This window comes from Nocardia jinanensis, assembly GCF_014645735.1.
In the GTDB taxonomy this organism is placed as follows: domain Bacteria; phylum Actinomycetota; class Actinomycetes; order Mycobacteriales; family Mycobacteriaceae; genus Nocardia; species Nocardia jinanensis.
Map to the genome: position 1 here is coordinate 83,284 of NZ_BMMH01000008.1, position 15,659 is coordinate 98,942.

The 15,659-nt window shown below is 69.0% G+C and carries 13 protein-coding genes and 1 pseudogene; 7 read left to right on the top strand and 7 right to left on the bottom strand.

Annotated features, from left to right (window positions below; translation table 11 throughout):
• Positions 1-418: 418 nt before the first annotated feature.
• Complete coding sequence (locus IEY68_RS19745; RefSeq protein ID WP_082681184.1) at positions 419-1,489, bottom strand: DUF3027 domain-containing protein; 1,071 nt, start codon at positions 1,487-1,489, stop codon at positions 419-421.
• A 17-nt stretch (positions 1,490-1,506) separates the two neighbouring features.
• Here IEY68_RS19745 and IEY68_RS19750 point away from each other — a divergent pair, with 17 nt between their 5' ends.
• The 3 genes and pseudogenes from IEY68_RS19750 (at position 1,507) to IEY68_RS19760 (ending at position 5,206) form a co-directional block, all read left to right on the top strand.
• Entirely contained in the window at positions 1,507-2,280 is a 774-nt protein-coding gene (locus tag IEY68_RS19750; RefSeq protein WP_058853827.1) for a glutaminyl-peptide cyclotransferase, read from the top strand.
• Between the two features lie 998 nt (positions 2,281-3,278).
• Positions 3,279-4,703 (top strand): annotated as a pseudogene (locus IEY68_RS19755) (MFS transporter); the annotation flags it as partial.
• Positions 4,700-5,206, top strand: a complete 507-nt coding sequence (locus tag IEY68_RS19760; RefSeq protein WP_063916296.1) for a DUF2771 domain-containing protein — start codon at positions 4,700-4,702, stop codon at positions 5,204-5,206. The pseudogene IEY68_RS19755 and the gene IEY68_RS19760, both read left to right, overlap by 4 nt.
• A gap of 58 nt (positions 5,207-5,264) precedes the next feature.
• On the opposite strand, the gene IEY68_RS19765 is transcribed toward IEY68_RS19760, so the two are convergent.
• Positions 5,265-5,684: a cold-shock protein gene (locus IEY68_RS19765; RefSeq protein WP_058853826.1), complete on the bottom strand. Its 420-nt coding sequence runs from the start codon at positions 5,682-5,684 to the stop codon at positions 5,265-5,267.
• A 187-nt stretch (positions 5,685-5,871) separates the two neighbouring features.
• Between IEY68_RS19765 and IEY68_RS19770 the strand changes: the two genes are divergently transcribed.
• Both IEY68_RS19770 and IEY68_RS19775 read left to right on the top strand, forming a co-directional pair.
• On the top strand, positions 5,872-6,117 hold the full coding sequence (locus tag IEY68_RS19770) for a hypothetical protein (RefSeq protein ID WP_058853825.1): 246 nt from the start codon (positions 5,872-5,874) through the stop codon (positions 6,115-6,117).
• 379 nt (positions 6,118-6,496) lie between these two features.
• A complete protein-coding gene (locus IEY68_RS19775; protein WP_058853824.1) occupies positions 6,497-7,156 on the top strand; it encodes a transglycosylase family protein in 660 nt (219 codons plus the stop codon).
• Between the two features lie 69 nt (positions 7,157-7,225).
• On the opposite strand, the gene IEY68_RS19780 is transcribed toward IEY68_RS19775, so the two are convergent.
• Entirely contained in the window at positions 7,226-7,414 is a 189-nt protein-coding gene (locus tag IEY68_RS19780; protein ID WP_058853823.1) for a hypothetical protein, read from the bottom strand.
• Positions 7,415-7,566: 152 nt separating this feature from the next.
• Between IEY68_RS19780 and IEY68_RS19785 the strand changes: the two genes are divergently transcribed.
• On the top strand, positions 7,567-9,840 hold the full coding sequence (locus IEY68_RS19785) for a helicase-associated domain-containing protein (protein ID WP_058853822.1): 2,274 nt from the start codon (positions 7,567-7,569) through the stop codon (positions 9,838-9,840).
• Between the two features lie 23 nt (positions 9,841-9,863).
• On the opposite strand, the gene IEY68_RS19790 is transcribed toward IEY68_RS19785, so the two are convergent.
• The 3 genes from IEY68_RS19790 to IEY68_RS19800 form a co-directional block, all read right to left on the bottom strand.
• Entirely contained in the window at positions 9,864-11,267 is a 1,404-nt protein-coding gene (locus IEY68_RS19790) for a M1 family metallopeptidase (protein ID WP_058853821.1), read from the bottom strand.
• Between the two features lie 158 nt (positions 11,268-11,425).
• Positions 11,426-12,094 (bottom strand): DUF3239 domain-containing protein, encoded by a 669-nt coding sequence (locus IEY68_RS19795; protein WP_058853820.1) that lies wholly within the window; start codon positions 12,092-12,094, stop codon positions 11,426-11,428.
• A gap of 40 nt (positions 12,095-12,134) precedes the next feature.
• Complete coding sequence (locus IEY68_RS19800) at positions 12,135-13,805, bottom strand: DNA repair helicase XPB (protein ID WP_058853819.1); 1,671 nt, start codon at positions 13,803-13,805, stop codon at positions 12,135-12,137.
• Positions 13,806-14,049: 244 nt separating this feature from the next.
• Between IEY68_RS19800 and IEY68_RS19805 the strand changes: the two genes are divergently transcribed.
• On the top strand, positions 14,050-14,694 hold the full coding sequence (locus tag IEY68_RS19805; protein ID WP_058853870.1) for a LysE family translocator: 645 nt from the start codon (positions 14,050-14,052) through the stop codon (positions 14,692-14,694).
• A 9-nt stretch (positions 14,695-14,703) separates the two neighbouring features.
• Here IEY68_RS19805 and sigJ read toward each other — a convergent pair whose 3' ends face one another.
• Complete coding sequence (gene sigJ / locus IEY68_RS19810; protein ID WP_058853818.1) at positions 14,704-15,633, bottom strand: RNA polymerase sigma factor SigJ; 930 nt, start codon at positions 15,631-15,633, stop codon at positions 14,704-14,706.
• Between the last annotated feature and the right edge of the window lie 26 nt (positions 15,634-15,659).

The following is a 15,659-nucleotide window of genomic DNA, read 5'->3' on the forward strand; positions in this document are numbered from 1 at the left end:
GCTGCCGGCGTCCGTTTCCACTGGCCCGAACGTATCGCCCACCGCACCGGTCTCGCTCACCCGAGTCAGCGTACGTGCCCTGTTCCGCCGAGCGCGCCGCACGGCACGGTCGCGCCGGACGGGCCACGGCCGCCCGGAATCACTGCGGCGGCCCGGCGGACGCTCCCGGCGCGACCGCGGTGCGGCCGATCACGAGACCAACCGTGCGCCGGCCCACGAAGTCACACGACCGCGGGCGGAGTCGAGTTCGGCTCGGCGACCCGGGCCGTTCCGGCCGGACGGGACACGGGACGCCGACCTCGGATCGGTCCGCAGGGCGATGACGGTTCGGAGGTTCCGGAGGCAGGTTCGCCTTGCCGGTCCGGCGCGGCGATCCACGATTCGGATCGGGTGTCGGCGGCGAGGAGCGCTCCGCCGGCTACCGGTGGGTTTCCGGCCCGGTGGCAGGGTCGGAGTCGGCCGCTTCCGCGGTGGCCGGATCCGGCCGAGGAGTATCGGCGCGACCGGCGTTCCCGGCCGCCGCATCGACAGATTCGTCGGTGGATTCGACGGCGACCGGCTCGGCAACGGTTGCCGCGGGCGGTTCGGCCACCGGGTCGCCGGTTGCCGTTTCCGGATGAGCCCGGCCGGAACCCGGCTCCTCCACCCGCGGGACGGTATTTCCGCCCGGCTCCAGCGCAGCGGTTTCCGGGGCGCCGGTGGATTCCGCGGTCACGCTCGCGGCCTCGGCGGCCGGCGGCTTCGGCGCTACCGCGACCACCTCGATCGCGGCATCGTCATAGGCCTGATAGATCGGTGATCCGGCGCCGGTCGGCAACTGGGTGTCCGAATGGGCCCCGCAGCCGTACCCCATATGCACAACATGGCCGTCGGCGCCCATGACATTCGCGCAGACCCCGAAGCAGGCGCGCAGCGCGCCGGCCAGCGGCAGATAGAAACCGCAGCTCTCGCAGGACCCGGGAGCGGCCTTGGCCATCTCGTTATCGGGGCCGTAGTCGGAGTACCAGCGTTCGGCAGCGTCCTCGCGGCCCTCTCGGCTGAGCACCTGCTTACGGCCCAGACCCACCTGGCCGGCCACTTCGTCGACCTCGGGATCGCCGGTAGCGGAATAGCCGGGTACCAGGCGCGGGTCGTCGGCGGGCGGGGCCAGCAGATCGCCGGGCGCCAGATCGCCGGGACGGATGCGCTGGTCCCACGGTACGAAATCCGGTGCGATCAGCGCGTCGGGGCCGGGCAGCAGCGCCGACTCGCTCACGGTCACCCGGTCGGTGTCCGGTGCGGCGGCCACCACCACCGCCCACTGCCACCCGTGGTAGCCGGGCAGAGTGGCCTCGAATCGGTGCGTGGCCGAACATTCGTCCTCGGCGCGGACTCCCAGATGCACTCCGACCCCGGTGGGCTCCAGGTCCACGAGCGCACGACGAGCCAGGTCGACGGCCCCTGCCAGGATCGTCCGCACCTCGGTGTCCGAAACAGATACTGCGCTCACGGACTACATTTTGCCGTATGAAGCACGCTCGGTGTACCTGGGTCGGCGCCACGCTGGTCTGCCTGCTCGCCGCGGCCGCCTGCCGGAACACCCCCGACACGGTGCCGCGCCTGGATATCGAGGTGCTGGCGACCCATCGACACGATCTGGGCGCGTTCACCCAGGGCCTGGAAATCGACGGTGAAGTGCTGTACGAGAGCACCGGGATGGTGGGGTTCTCCGGTATCCGCACCACCGACCGCGGCACCGGCCGGGAACTCGCCCGCAGCGCCCTCCCGCCACCCTTCTTCGGTGAGGGCATCACCCTGGCCGGCGACACACTGTGGCAGATCACCTGGAAAGAAGGGGTCGCCTTCGCACGCGATCCGCGGACGCTGGCCGAGAGACACCGGGTGAGCTACCCGGGTGAGGGCTGGGGCCTGTGCACCCGCGACGGGCAACTGGTCATGAGCGACGGGTCGGCCCGTCTCACCTTCCGTGACCCGGTGACCTTCGCGCCCACCGGGTCGGTGGCGCTGACCAGCCATACCGGCGCGCGCCTGAACGAGCTCGAATGCGCGCAGGACGGTTCGGTCTACGCCAACTCCTGGCCGACCGACGAGATTCTCCGGATCGATCCCGAGACCGGGCGTGTCCTGGCCGTCGTCGATGCCGCCGGGCTGCTTCCGGCCACCGAACGCGCGCAGACCGACGTGCTCAACGGTATCGCCCAGATCCCGGGCACCGACCGCTTCCTGGTCACCGGAAAGTACTGGCCGACGGTGTTCGAGGTCCGTTTCGTCCCGGCCTGACCCACGTGGCGGCAGAGCGACACATCTCACTTTCCGGCCCTCGTGAGCAGGGCGGCGTTTGCGGGTCGCCGCCGTGGGCCAGAATTGATGATGTGCCCACTTCCCGCGAGCCCTCCGGTTCCGATCGCGGTCAGTGGCCCGCCGGCGAGTCTCCGCCACCACAGCGGCATCCAGGTTTCGACCGCTACCCCCCGCCGAACGTGCCACACCGCGATCACGAACCCGCCCCGAACCCTCGACCCGCCCCACCGCCGACCCGTCCGCTGCCCACCGCCGAATCCGGTACCGCGCGGCCGGGCGGTCCCTCGTCGCGGCCGGGTCCCGGCGATCGTCGGGTCCCGCCGGTGGTGGAGAACCGGGGCCGCCCCGCGGGGCGGGAGGGCCGCTTCGCTCGCATACTGGGGTCCCTGAGCGGGTCGCGTGAATCGGCGGACCCGGTCGACCCGCCGGCCGCGCGGGGAACCGAGCTCCCGCGCTCCGACCGCCGGAGCGGCGAACCGAACGGCACTTCGTACTCCCCCGGGGAGAGACGGCCGTGGTCCGGCACCGAGCGCGGACGGCCCACGCCGGGTAGTTCCGCGGCGGGTGGGTCGGTCTCGAGCGGCTCCGTCCCGAGGTCCGGTAGTTCCGACCAGGCGGCTGGTGGCTCCCTCCCACGGGCCAGTGGTTCCACCCCGGGGGGCGGGGGACCCGCCCCCCGGTACCGGCCGGGACCACCCGCGGGTCACCCTGCCCCCGGCAGCCCGGTTCTCTCCCCCGGCCCCAAAGCGCGGCGCGAACCGGGCGGATTCGGTGCGGGAGATCGTCGCCCCACCGAGGCCGGGCGTGAGTCCTGGGGCCACCCGGCGCCGGCCGCCGATTCGCGGGATCGCACCGAACCGGACAGCGCCGGGACACGACAAGCGGATACGAACGGCGCCGCATACGAAGAACCAGCGGCGACCAAGGAGTACCCGGGCGCCGAAGCCGGTTCGGAATACGACGCCGAGGGCCACCGTGTCCCTCGCAAGCTCACCGTCACACGGGTCGCGGCGATGCGCGGGCGGGAGATCACCGAGAAAGGTATCGCCACCTTCCGGCGGGCGGCCGAAGCCGACGGCGCGCACAAATCCGGTTTGACGGCGCTCACCTACGCCACCATGGCGAACTTCGCGCTGGACGCCGCCATCGCGGTCGCACTGGCCAATACGCTCTTCTTCGCCAGCGCGACCGCGGAGAGCAAAACGAAGGTCGCGCTGTATCTACTGATCACCATCGCCCCGTTCGCGCTCATCGCGCCGCTCATCGGCCCGGCTCTGGACCGGTTGCAACGCGGCCGCCGGTTGGCTCTGGCCAGTTCGTTCGCCGTACGCGCGGTACTGGCGGTGGTGCTGATCTTCAGTTTCGACAGCTGGGTGCTGTACCCGCTGGCGCTGTGCATGATGGTGCTCAGCAAATCGTTCGCAGTGCTCAAGAGCGCGGTGACGCCCAGAGTCCTGCCCCCCGATATCGACCTCGTCCGCACGAACTCACGGCTCACCGTTTTCGGACTGGTCGGCGGCACGCTCGGCGCGGGCGGGATCGCGGCGGCAACCGCCGCGCTCACCGGCTCGACCGGCGCGTTGATCCTGGCCACCGGGATCGCCGTCGGAGGCGCGTATCTGAGCTGGAAGATTCCGCGCTGGGTGGAGATCACCGAGGGTGAGGTTCCGACCACACTCGGCTACCACGCCCGCGACGCGGAAACCGAGGTATTCGACCCCGCCACCGAATCCGCGGTACCACCGCGCAAACGTCGCCAGCCGCTCGGCCGCGCGGTGGTCACCGGACTCTGGGGCAACGGCAGTATCCGGGTGCTCACCGGGTTCCTGACCTTCTATATCGCGTTCGTGGCCAAGGCGACCGAACACCGCCCGGTACAGCAGGCGGCAATGCTGGGTCTGGTCGGCGCGGCGGCCGCTATCGGTAATTTCGCGGGCAACGCCACCGGGGCGCGGCTGCAGCTCGGCCGGCCTTCGCTGATCGTGGTGAACTGCACGATCGGATGCACAGCCGTGGCCGTACTGGCGGTGGTGACGGACAACTTGTTCGGTGCGGCGGTGGCCGCGCTGGTCGCCTCGGGGGCGAGTGCGCTGGCCAAGGTCTCCCTCGATGCCGCGATCCAGGACGACCTTCCACCCGAGTCGATCGCCTCCGGGTTCGGTCGCTCCGAAACCGTGCTGCAGCTCAGCTGGGTGATCGGGGGCGCGGGCGGAGTTCTGCTCCCGACCGACTACTGGAAGGGGTTCGCGGTGGTCAGTGCGGTGCTGGTCGGGGGACTCGTCCAGACTGTGCTGAGCTATCGCGGGTTCAGCCTGCTGCCCGGTCTCGGCGGTCGCCGCCCGCTGCACGCCGAACAGGAAGTTCCGCACTACGACCCCCCACGAGGAGAAGCCGCCCGGTGAGTACGAACAAAGTCCGCACGACTCTCGCGCTGGCCCTGGCCGGGATCCTGGTGCTGGTGACCGCCACCGCCGGTGTGGTCTGGCTGCTGGCGCGAGACGCCGAACCCGGGGACCCGGAACTCACCGCGTACGCGCACGGCACCAGTGTCACAGTGCCGCCGTTCCGCTACTGCACGGTGCGGATGCAGGACTGCCGGCAGGGCGAAACCGTTTTCCTGGAGGTACCGACCGGTAATCCCCTGCAGATCTCATTGCCCGACGCGCTCGTGGACAGCCCGTGGGAACTGTTGCCGCTCTATGTCCGCGAGAACGGCGAACTCGTCGAGCGGCCGAGCTCCTACCGGGACCATCCGGCGGACACCCGCGCGCTGACCGTCCCGTCGCAGCCCGAACCGGGTCTGGAACTGGTCGGGGTGGAGTTGCAGGTGATGATCATCGCGATCGACGAGGCCGGTAACGAGTTCCCCATCCCGCACGCGGTGTGGTCGATCAAGACGGCCTGAAACGACAGCGGGCCGACCGGATCATCCGGCCGGCCCGCGAACGTTCTCGCGTATCGGATCAGCTGTCGAGTTCCCGCGCCACCGCGCGCACGACCTCCGAGATGCGCTGGGCGGTCTTGCGATCCGGGTAACGACCCTTGCGCAGATCCGGCTGCACCTTCGCCTCCAGCAGTGTGATCATGTCCTCGACCATGCCGTGGAGCTCATCGGGGCTGTGCTTACGCGCCACCGGCTCCTTGCGGATGCTGCGCTCCTGGTTCTGCCGCACCGACGGAGGCGCCTCCACCAGTTTCAGGCTCAGCGCCTGCGGCCCGCGCCGCCCGGCCGCCATCCCGAACTCGACCCGCTGACCGGGTTTGAGCGTCTCGACACCCTGGGGCAGCGCGGACGAGCGGACATAGACGTCCTCACCCTCGTCCTGGGAAAGGAAGCCGAAGCCCTTTTCCACGTCGTACCACTTCACCTTGCCGGTCGGCACTGCGCTCACCCGTTCGTCTGTTCGGCGCCCGGCCCACCGGGCCCGGTCACACTCGTCCGCTGAAACCCGCTGATGGCAGGCCTTGCCTCTACTCGAAAAACGCGCCCCACAAGCATGCAGGACGCGAGATCGCTCCGAGTCTACCCCGGTGGGTACAGCACCAGCACATCAGTTTTACGGTCGAACGGTGACGAATTCCGCCGATCCGCGGCCCTCCGGCCCGCCGTCCGGGCGCACCCCCGGCAATTGGTTACTGCAACTCGCGCTCGGGCTCTTCGCCCTGGGACTGTTATCCGTCGTGGCGATCTTCCTGACGCCGATACTCACCGACGGTGAGCCGGGACTCTGGTTGTACCTGGGCGCGATGCTGGCTCCGGTCGGCTTCGTCGCGGCGCTGATCTTCGCGCTGCGCTCGGGTCGCCGATCCAAATGACAACTGTCTAATACCCGGCCGCGTCGCGACCGAAGCGTTATGTGATGATAATCACATAACGGCCCGATAACGGCGCAGCGTGTCCTACCGCCGATCCCCGACGCGGCCCTACTAGCTGCGCAGAGTCCGAAAGCGGCCACCGTGACCGCTCCGCAACCCATCCGCACACGCCGGTTACCAAATAGTGATTTTTCGGCGGGAACGTCGTACCGTCTACCCCAGCCGGGCACTCCGGCCCACCGGCCCGCCGCACCGAACCTCGCCCCGCGGGTACCGGAACCCGACGGAAACCAAGAGGGGTGAGGGCGGGACGGGCACCCTCTCAGCCTGGACCCGAGCGAATACCTCGCAGGTGCGTACGAGAGGAAGACGAACCCGAATGAGTGGACGCCATCGCAAGCCCACGAATACCGGTCGCACTGTGGCCAAGGTCGCCGTCACCGGCGCCATGATCAGCGGTGCAGGTGTAGCCCTCGCCGGTACCGCCAGCGCGGCCCCCGACTCCGACTGGGATCGACTCGCGCAGTGTGAAGCCGGCGGCAACTGGGCCATCAACACCGGCAACGGCTATCACGGCGGCCTGCAGTTCTCGCAGAGCACCTGGCAGGCCAACGGCGGCGGAGATTACGCGCCGACCGCGAACCAGGCCAGCCGCGAACAGCAGATCACTGTCGCCGAAAACGTACTCGCCTCGCAGGGCTGGGGCGCCTGGCCTTCCTGCTCGTCCTCGCTGGGCCTGAGCAGCGGCTCGACCCCGCGCGAAACCCCGGCCGATACTCCGGCCGTGCAGACCGAGACCGAAACCCCGGGTACCCAGGCCGCGCCCGGCACCCAGACCCAGGCTCCGGCCCAGACCCCTACGCAGACCCAAGAGGTCTACACCGCCGTGGATCGCGCGCTCGCCGCCGTCCAGGCACAGGGCGTCCAGGTTCCGCAGTCCGCGCTGGATCTGTTCGAGGCCGTCAAAGCCGGCAATCCCCAGCTCGATTCCGGCCTGCTCAATGTCTTCGAAGCCAACAAGGGCCTGCTGCCTTCCTGAACGGGCACCCCGGCTACGAAAGAACCCCGCCTCACCAACAGGTGATGCGGGGTTCTCTCGTTCGTCCGCTCAGCGGTTGATCACTGTTTGCGGGTGCAGATACGGCAGCTTGTCGGCAGCCACCGGGAACTCGGTGTCCTCGCCGAAGGGCGAGAGATTACCGGAGCGGGACGACGACAACTCGGTGACAGCGTGATCACCATCGGGCACCTCGGGCCAGCCGTTGTCGACGTAGGGTTTCTTCGATTTGTTCACCACATCCTCATTCTGGCACGGCCACGCCGCGGGCCCGCACGTCAACCGCCTCGGGACGCACAGCACATGCCCGGACCGGCACAGCGGGTCGTTCGACGACGGTCACCGGCCCGCCACCCGCACCGAACCCGCGGCCCCCGGCTAGTCTGGACCTGATGACCGGCCAAGACTCGTTCACCGCCTGGCTCGGTACCCGCTCCGACGCACAGCTGGTGGCTCTGCTGGAACGTCGGCCCGATCTCGCGGTACCTCTGCCGGCCTCCATGGCAGTGCTCGCCGCCCGCGCCGAACAACGTGCCTCGGTACTGCGCGCGGCCGACGATCTGGGCACCGTCCCCTTCGCGATCGTGGAAGTCCTGGCCCTGCACACCGCGGCCGGCGGTGAGCCGCTGACCCGGACCGAACTCAAACGCGCACTGCGTCCCCGAGCCAAGGCGCCGACAGTGGACGCGGCCGTCACCGAACTGGCCGATCGAGCGCTGCTCTGGTTCGAGGGCGACCGGATCCGGTTGGTACCGGCCACAGCGGAGGCGTTGCCGTGGCCCCTGGGTAGCGGAGCGGACTCCGCCGGGGCGCTGTCCGAATCGGAGATCACCGCGGCGCTCGCCGGCCTCGTTCTCGCCGAACGCGCGCTGCTGGACAAACTCGCCGAGACCGGCCCGCGCGGGCGCACCCGTGATGCCGCACCGGACGCGCCGGAAGACCGTCCGGTACCACGGCTGCTGGCCGCGCGGCTGCTGCGCCGGATCGACGACGAAACAGTGGAGCTGCCGCCCGCCGTGAGTCAGCTGCTGCGCGGCGAACCGGTCACCGACCCTTACCGGCTGGTAGAGCCCGAACCGCGAGCGACTCCGCACCAGATGGCCGAGGTCGACGGTGTCGGAGCGGGCGAGGTCGGCGAACTGCTCCGGCACTGCGCCGCAATCCTCGAGGTGCTGGGCCAGCTGCCCGCTCCGGCACTGCGGGCGGGCGGACTGGGGGTTCGGGAACTGCGCCGGTTGGCCAAGACCGCCGGGATCGATGAAACCCGGGCGGGCCTGCTGGTGGAACTGCTGGCGGCGGCGAAGTTGATCGAGAAAGGTTTTCCCGATCCGGCACCCGAGGCCGACGCCGATGATTTCTGGGCGCCGACCCCCGCCGCGGACTCCTGGCTGGAAGCGCCGGCGGCACGCCGCTGGATCCCGCTCGCACATGCCTGGCTGGAACTGGACCGGAATCCGTGGATGATCGGCTTCCGCGACGCCGCGGACAAACCGCTGGCGGCGCTCGCCCACGAATTACGGGTGCCCTACGCCGTGCGAGACCGGCGAATCGTGCTCGAGACACTGGCCGAGCAACCTTCCGGCACCGAACTCGATCCCACCGAGCTGTCCCGTCTGCTGGCGTGGCGCACCCCCCGGCGCCGCCGGCACTTCCGCCGCCAAGTGGTCGACAACACTCTGTACGAGGCCGCCGGGCTCGGTCTGGTGGGCCGCGGCGCGCTCACCACCGCCGCCCGGGCGCTGCTTACCGGTACCCTCGCGGCCGCCGAGGCCGCACTGGAGGCTTCTCTCCCCGACCCCGTCGACCATGTACTGGTCCAGGCCGACCTGACCGTGGTGGCGCCGGGGCCGCTCACCGCCGACCTACAGCGCCGCATCGAGCTGGTCGCCGATGTGGAATCGGCCGGGGCGGCCACCGTCTACCGGATCGGGGAGCCCACGCTGCGCCGCGCGCTCGACGCCGGCCTCACCGCGGCGGAACTGCACAGCCTGTTCGACCGGCACTCCCGAACGCCCGTCCCGCAGACACTCACCTATCTGATCGACGATGTGGCGCGGCGGCACGGCCGGTTGCGGGCCGGGATGGCGCAATCGTTCGTGCGCAGTGAGGATCCCGCACTGCTGGCCCAAGTGCTGGCCTCCCCGGTGGCCGATACCCTGGCCCTGCGGGGTATCGCACCGACAGTGGCGATATCGCAGGCGCCGCTGGGCGAGCTGTTCGAACAGTTGCGCGCGGCGGGTTTCGCGCCCGCCGGTGAGGATGCCTCCGGTGCGATCGTGGACCTGCGGCAGCGCGGTGCACGGATCAGCGTGCGGCCCCTGGCCCGGCAACCGTACCGGCCGTCCCCACCGACGACCGATCAACTGGAACTGCTGGTCACCGAACTACGTGCGGGAGAGCGGGCAGCCACCGCCACCTCCGGGCAGACGGTGCGCAGTGATGGCACCCGCACCAGCACGGCCGCCGCCCTCGCGCTGCTCCAACTGGCGGCCCGAGTACGGCGGCAGGTGCACATCGGCTATGTCGACGCGAAGGGCACCGCGATCCAGCGGGTCGTCGAGCCGGTGCGCGTCGGCAACGGACAACTCGACGCGCTGGACCCGGTCACCGGAACGGTCCGGCAGTTCACCCTGCACCGGATCTCGTCGGTCGCGCTGCTCGAATAGCCATCCCACCCTCGCCGGATCACTCAGCCGCGCAGTGAACCCGGATAGAGGTACCGGTCCGGCGGCGGGGTGGTACCGCGCAACCAGGCGTCGAGGAAACCGGTGAGATCGGTCGGCGATTTGGACTGGATGAATGCGCGGAACTCCGGCATCGAGGCATTACCGTAGGCATGGATCGTGGCGAATTCCCGCAGCGCGTCGAAGAACACGCTGTCCCCCAGCTGTTTACGCAATGCGTGCATGAACAGCGGACCCCGGTAGTAGACCGAGGTGAACATCTTCTCCCGTCCGGGATCCTGCAGCGGCACTTCCCAGAATTTCGGCTTCGCGAGCATTTCCCTGATCGTGTCGCGATATTCGGCATCCACATCGACACCTCCGGTCCGCTCCGGCCAGAGATAGTCGGCGGTATAGCTGGCGACACATTCGTTGAGGCAGATATCGGACCAGTTCTGCACCGAGACCGAATCACCCCACCACTGGTGGGCCGTCTCGTGCACCACGGTGTTCAGATCGGCCCAGGACGCGTAGATGGGCCGGGTCTGGGTTTCCAGGGAGAACGGGATCTCGGCGGACAGGAATATTCCACCACCGGACTCGAACGGATACGGGCCGTAGAGGCCTTCGGTGAAATCGAGGACCTGCGGAAGCTTTTCCTCGTACTGACGCAATTTCTCGGCACCCGGCGCGAAGGCACTCAGCAGCGGGGTGCCGTTCGCGCGGCGCTGTTCCAGGTATTCGAAGCGGTCGATGGCGACAGTGGTGAGATAGCCGATCACCGGATGGCGCTGCTCCCAGCTCACCGTCCGGAAACCGTCGCGCACATCGTCACGCACCCGGGTACCACCCGACATCACCTGCCATTCCTGCGGAACGGTCGCGTGGAGGGTGAAGGTGGCCTTGTCCCGCGGGGAATCATTGAGCGGATACCAGGTGGACGCCGAATGCGGTTGTCCCGTAGCGAATGCCCCGCCGGTCGGGGCGTAGGTCCAGCCCTCGCCGCGGGTATCGGGGGCAGTACCCGCGTAGTCGACGGTGACGGTGAACGGCAGGCCGGGCAGCAGCGGTAGCGCCGGGTGCACGACCAGTTCGTGCGGTTTCTGCCATTCGAAACCGGCGGGCGTATTGTTCACCCGCACCGTTCGCACCGGGGGCCCGCTGTAATCGAGATTGAAAGCCGTCAGCGGCTGGGTGGCGGCGGCATCGATCCGGGTGGACCCGGTGAGCTGGTGATCGGCCGGATCATAGCCGAGGGTTACGTCGTAGTGCGCGACGTCGTATCCGCCGTTGCCGTCCTTCGGGAAGTAGGAATCGCCCAGTCCCGGCGAACCCGCCAGCGACGCGGACGGCGCTTGCGCGGCGGCCGGAACCAGGGCCGGGCCCGACAGCACGACTACCGCGGCTACTAGCCAGCGGGTGAGCCTCATGGGATTCCACCTTCCGTGCTCGACGCGTGTTCTGCCGGTAGCCCCGCTCGACGAGGTTAGCCGCAATCACCTCGGGATTCCGGTACCCCGGAAAACGCGGCGCGCGAGCGCTTCCCGGAGCGCTGAGACCCACGGTATGCGGCACTGCGTGCCGCGACTCAGGCGCCGAGCCCCTCCGGCAGCTGGCCCGGATCGAGCAGCAGCCGTTTGGCCGCGCTGCGGTGGATTTGTTCGGCGAGGGCGAGATTGTCCGCGAGCAAACGCCATTCGATCTCGGCGATGGCCGCGCGGGCCCGCTCGATCACGGCCGTATCGGTGGTCCCCCAGGCGATCGGCATCGCCTCGACCGGCAGCCAGCGCTCCCCGATCGAACGGGTGGTCCGGTCACCGCGGACCGTGATCGCGGGCACCCGCTCCCCTTCGGTCACCCGATGTCCGGGCAACCGCCGCACTCTCCTGGTGACCAGCGCGTATCGCGATTCCCCGGTATCGCGACGGTCGACGTTCACCAGGGCGAGCAGCACCGCGCCACGCGACCGGATCGGCGAGACCACCGCCGGCACCAGCTCGCCTTCGGCGTAGAGCTGATCGATACCGGCCCGGCGCGGCGCCCATAGCGCCACCCACAGCGCCGTCGCCGCGCCCAGCGCACAGGCCAGCGCCAACGGGTAGGACCAAGGATGCCCCAGCCACACCAGATAGGCGGTGGCGACAGCGGCGCCGACGGCGGCGGGTACCGCGGCCAGACGCACCCGGCGGCGTCCGGCGACTACTTCGTTGACCGCGTGGGCGTGCCTGCGGTCCACCGCGAAATCGAAGCGTCGCACGTCGCCATTCCTAACACAATTCGTCGAGTTGGGAACGCCCTTATTGTTCACCGGGCCCGATGGCGGGGCCCAGCAGATCGTCGGCATCCGTTATCCGATAGGCATAACCCTGTTCGGCGAGGAAACGTTGCCGATGCGCCGCATAATCCGCGTCCAGAGTGTCGCGTGCCACCACGGAATAGAAATGCGCCTGACCGCCGTCCTGTTTCGGACGCAGTAACCGGCCCAGCCGTTGAGCTTCCTCCTGACGCGAACCAAAGGTACCGGAAACCTGCACCGCCACCGACGCCTCGGGCAGGTCGATGGAGAAATTCGCGACCTTGCTGACCACCAGCACCGGGATCTCGCCGCGGCGGAAAGCGTCGAAAAGGGCCTCGCGTTCCTTGTTCTTCGTCGACCCCTGGATCACCGGGGCGTCCAGGGCAGTGCCCAATTCCTCCAGCTGATCCAGATAGGCGCCGATGACCAGGGTGGGCGCCCCGCGGTGGCGGTCCAGGATGGATTTCACCACCGCGATCTTGGTGTGCGCGGTGGAACAGAGTTTGTAGCGTTCCTCGGGTTCGGCGGTCGCGTAGGCCATCCGCTCGGCATCGGTCAGCGTGACCCGGACCTCGATACATTCGGCCGGGGCGATCCAGCCCTGGGCCTCGATATCCTTCCACGGCGCGTCGTAGCGCTTGGGGCCGATCAGCGAGAACACATCCCCCTCGCGGCCGTCCTCGCGAACCAGGGTCGCGGTGAGACCGAGCCGGCGCCGCGACTGCAGATCGGCCGTCATCCGGAACACCGGGGCAGGCAGCAGATGCACCTCGTCATAGATCACCAGGCCCCAGTCCCGGCTGTCGAAGAGTTCCAGATGCTTGTACTCACCCTTCGATTTGCGAGTGATGACCTGGTAGGTGGCGATGGTGACCGGGCGGATCTCCTTGCGCTCGCCGGAATACTCGCCGATCTCCTCATCGGTGAGCGAGGTGCGGGCGATCAGTTCACGGCGCCACTGCCGGCCCGCGACCGTGTTGGTCACCAGGATGAGGGTGGTGGCCTTGGCGCGGGCCATCGCGGCCGCACCCACCATCGTCTTCCCCGCACCGCACGGGAGCACCACCACCCCGGACCCGCCCGCCCAGAACGAGTCGGCGGCCATCTCCTGGTAGTCGCGCAGCTGCCAGCTCGCGCCCTGGAAGTCCAGGTCGATCGGGTGGGCTTCGCCGTCGACATACCCGGCCAGGTCCTCCGCGGGCCAGCCGATCTTGAGCAGCTGCTGTTTGATGTGCCCCCGCTCGGACGCGTGCACCACCACCGTGTCGTCGTCGATATGTTCGCCGAGCATGGGCGCGATCTTCTTGTGCCGCAGCACCTCGGCGAGCACCGCGCGGTCCAGGCTGACCAGGGTCAGTCCGTGGGCCGGATGTTTGACCAGCTGCAGCCGCCCGTAGCGGGCCATCGTCTCGACGATATCGACGAGCAGCGGCTGCGGGACCGGGAAGCGGGAGTGCCCGACCAGCGCGTCCACGACCTGCTCCGCGTCGTGGCCCGCGGCCCGGGCATTCCACAGGGCCAGCGGCGTCACCCGGTAGGTGTGCACATGTTCGGGTGCCCGCTCCAGCTCCGCGAACGGGGCGATCGCCTGGCGCGCCACACCCGCGAGTTCGTGATCGACCTCCAACAGGACTGTTTTATCACTCTGCACGATCAGTGGCCCGTCCGCCACGGGGCACCTCCTCACCTCGGCTGCCGACCATTGTCCCCGAAGCCACCGACAGCGCATCGGGCGGTGATCACGACCGTGTCGTGAACCCGGTCGGCCGGGTGTCCGCGATCCGGACGCCCCGCCGAGGCGACAGAGAAACCTACCGCCGTTCGCAGCGCGACCGACGTACCGATAAATACAGCCCGTCCAGTAGATGCGAACTGGCTCGCGACAGTACCCGCCCGGCATGGCCAGTATGGGAATCATGATCGAAATCGCGGCGGCAGCCGGGGTGGCGGTGGCCGCTCTCGGGCTGGTCCTCACCCCCGGCCCCAACATGATGTATCTGGTTTCCCGCACGATCTCGCAGGGCAGGCGCGCCGGAATGATCTCGCTGACCGGTGTGGCCGCGGGTTTCGGCGTGTACCTGACCGCCGCCGCGACCGGGATCACAGCCGTGTTCACCCTGGTTCCGGCGCTGTACACGGCGCTGAAGGTAGCCGGCGCCACCTATCTGCTCTGGCTGGCCTGGCAGGCGATCAGGCCGGGTGCGGTCTCGGTGTTCACCCCGGAGCCACTCCCCAGCGACCCGGCCCGGCGACTGTTCGCCATGGGGCTGGTGACCAATCTGCTGAACCCGAAGATCGCCGTGATGTATCTGGCGCTGATCCCGCAGTTCGTCGCGCCCGGCGCGGGCCCGGTGTGGGCGCAGAGCCTATGCCTCGGGGCGGTCCAGATCACTGTCGCGCTGGTGGTCAACGCCCTGATCGTGTGCACGGCGGGAACCGTCGCCGGGTTCCTGAGCGGGCGGCGGCTCTGGTTGCGCGTGCAGCGGCTGCTGATGGGCTCGGTGCTGGGGACGATGGCAGCACTGCTACTCACCGATCGAACCCGTCCGGCTCCCGCCTGAGCGGTCCGGTCAGCTCAACCGGACCCCGCGCAATTTGGCCGGATTGGCATGGTCGTAGGCACCCTGGATCACGCCGTCCACCACGGTGAACCCCATGACCCGCGCGGGGAATCCAGGGTAGTCACCATCGGCCGGGCGGGCGTGGATGAGTACGCCCAGCTGCCCGTTGACACGTACGAACTCGATATCCTCGGCGACGAAATCGACACCGGGCCGATCCAGGCCGTAGCGGCGGAGGAGACCGAGGAACAGCCGGGCGACCTTGTCCGGGCCGAAGATCATATTGCGCGCGGTCTGCGTGGTACCGCCGGAATCGCCGATCATCACCGCGTCGGGGTGCAGTACCGCCGCCACCGCCTGCGCATCACCGGCGCCCAGCGCGACGAGTAGTTTCTGTACTGCTGCCTCGTGTTCGTCGTCGGCGGCGACCGGCGGGGTCTGTTCGCGGACGACCTTGCGTGCGCGGGCGGCCAGCTGCCGGGCGGCCTCCGGAGTGATATCGAGAATCCCGGCGATCTCACCGTAGGGAACCGCCAGGCCCTCGTGCAGTACGAAGGCCACACGTTGCGGTGGGGTGAGCTGGTCCAAGACCACCAGCGCGGCCATCCGGAACTCTTGGCGCAGCACCACCGAGGCGAGCGGGTCCGAACCCGGGGCACCGGACAGTGGCGTCACCACCGGTTCCGGAAGCCACTGGCCCACATAGCTTTCCCGGCGCACCGCGGCGCTGCGCAACCGATCCAGGCAGAGCCGGGAGACCACGGTGGTCAACCAGGCGCGCAGATCCTCGATCTCCGATTGCGAGGTTCCGGCCAGTCGCAGCCAGCTCTCCTGGACAGCGTCCTCGGCATCGGCCACACTGCCGGTCAGCCGGTAGGCCACCGCCAGCAGATGCCCGCGATGGGACTCGAAAAGGTCGGCGAGAAGGGCGGCTACCACCGCCGGAATTCTACGGAGCCTCGCTG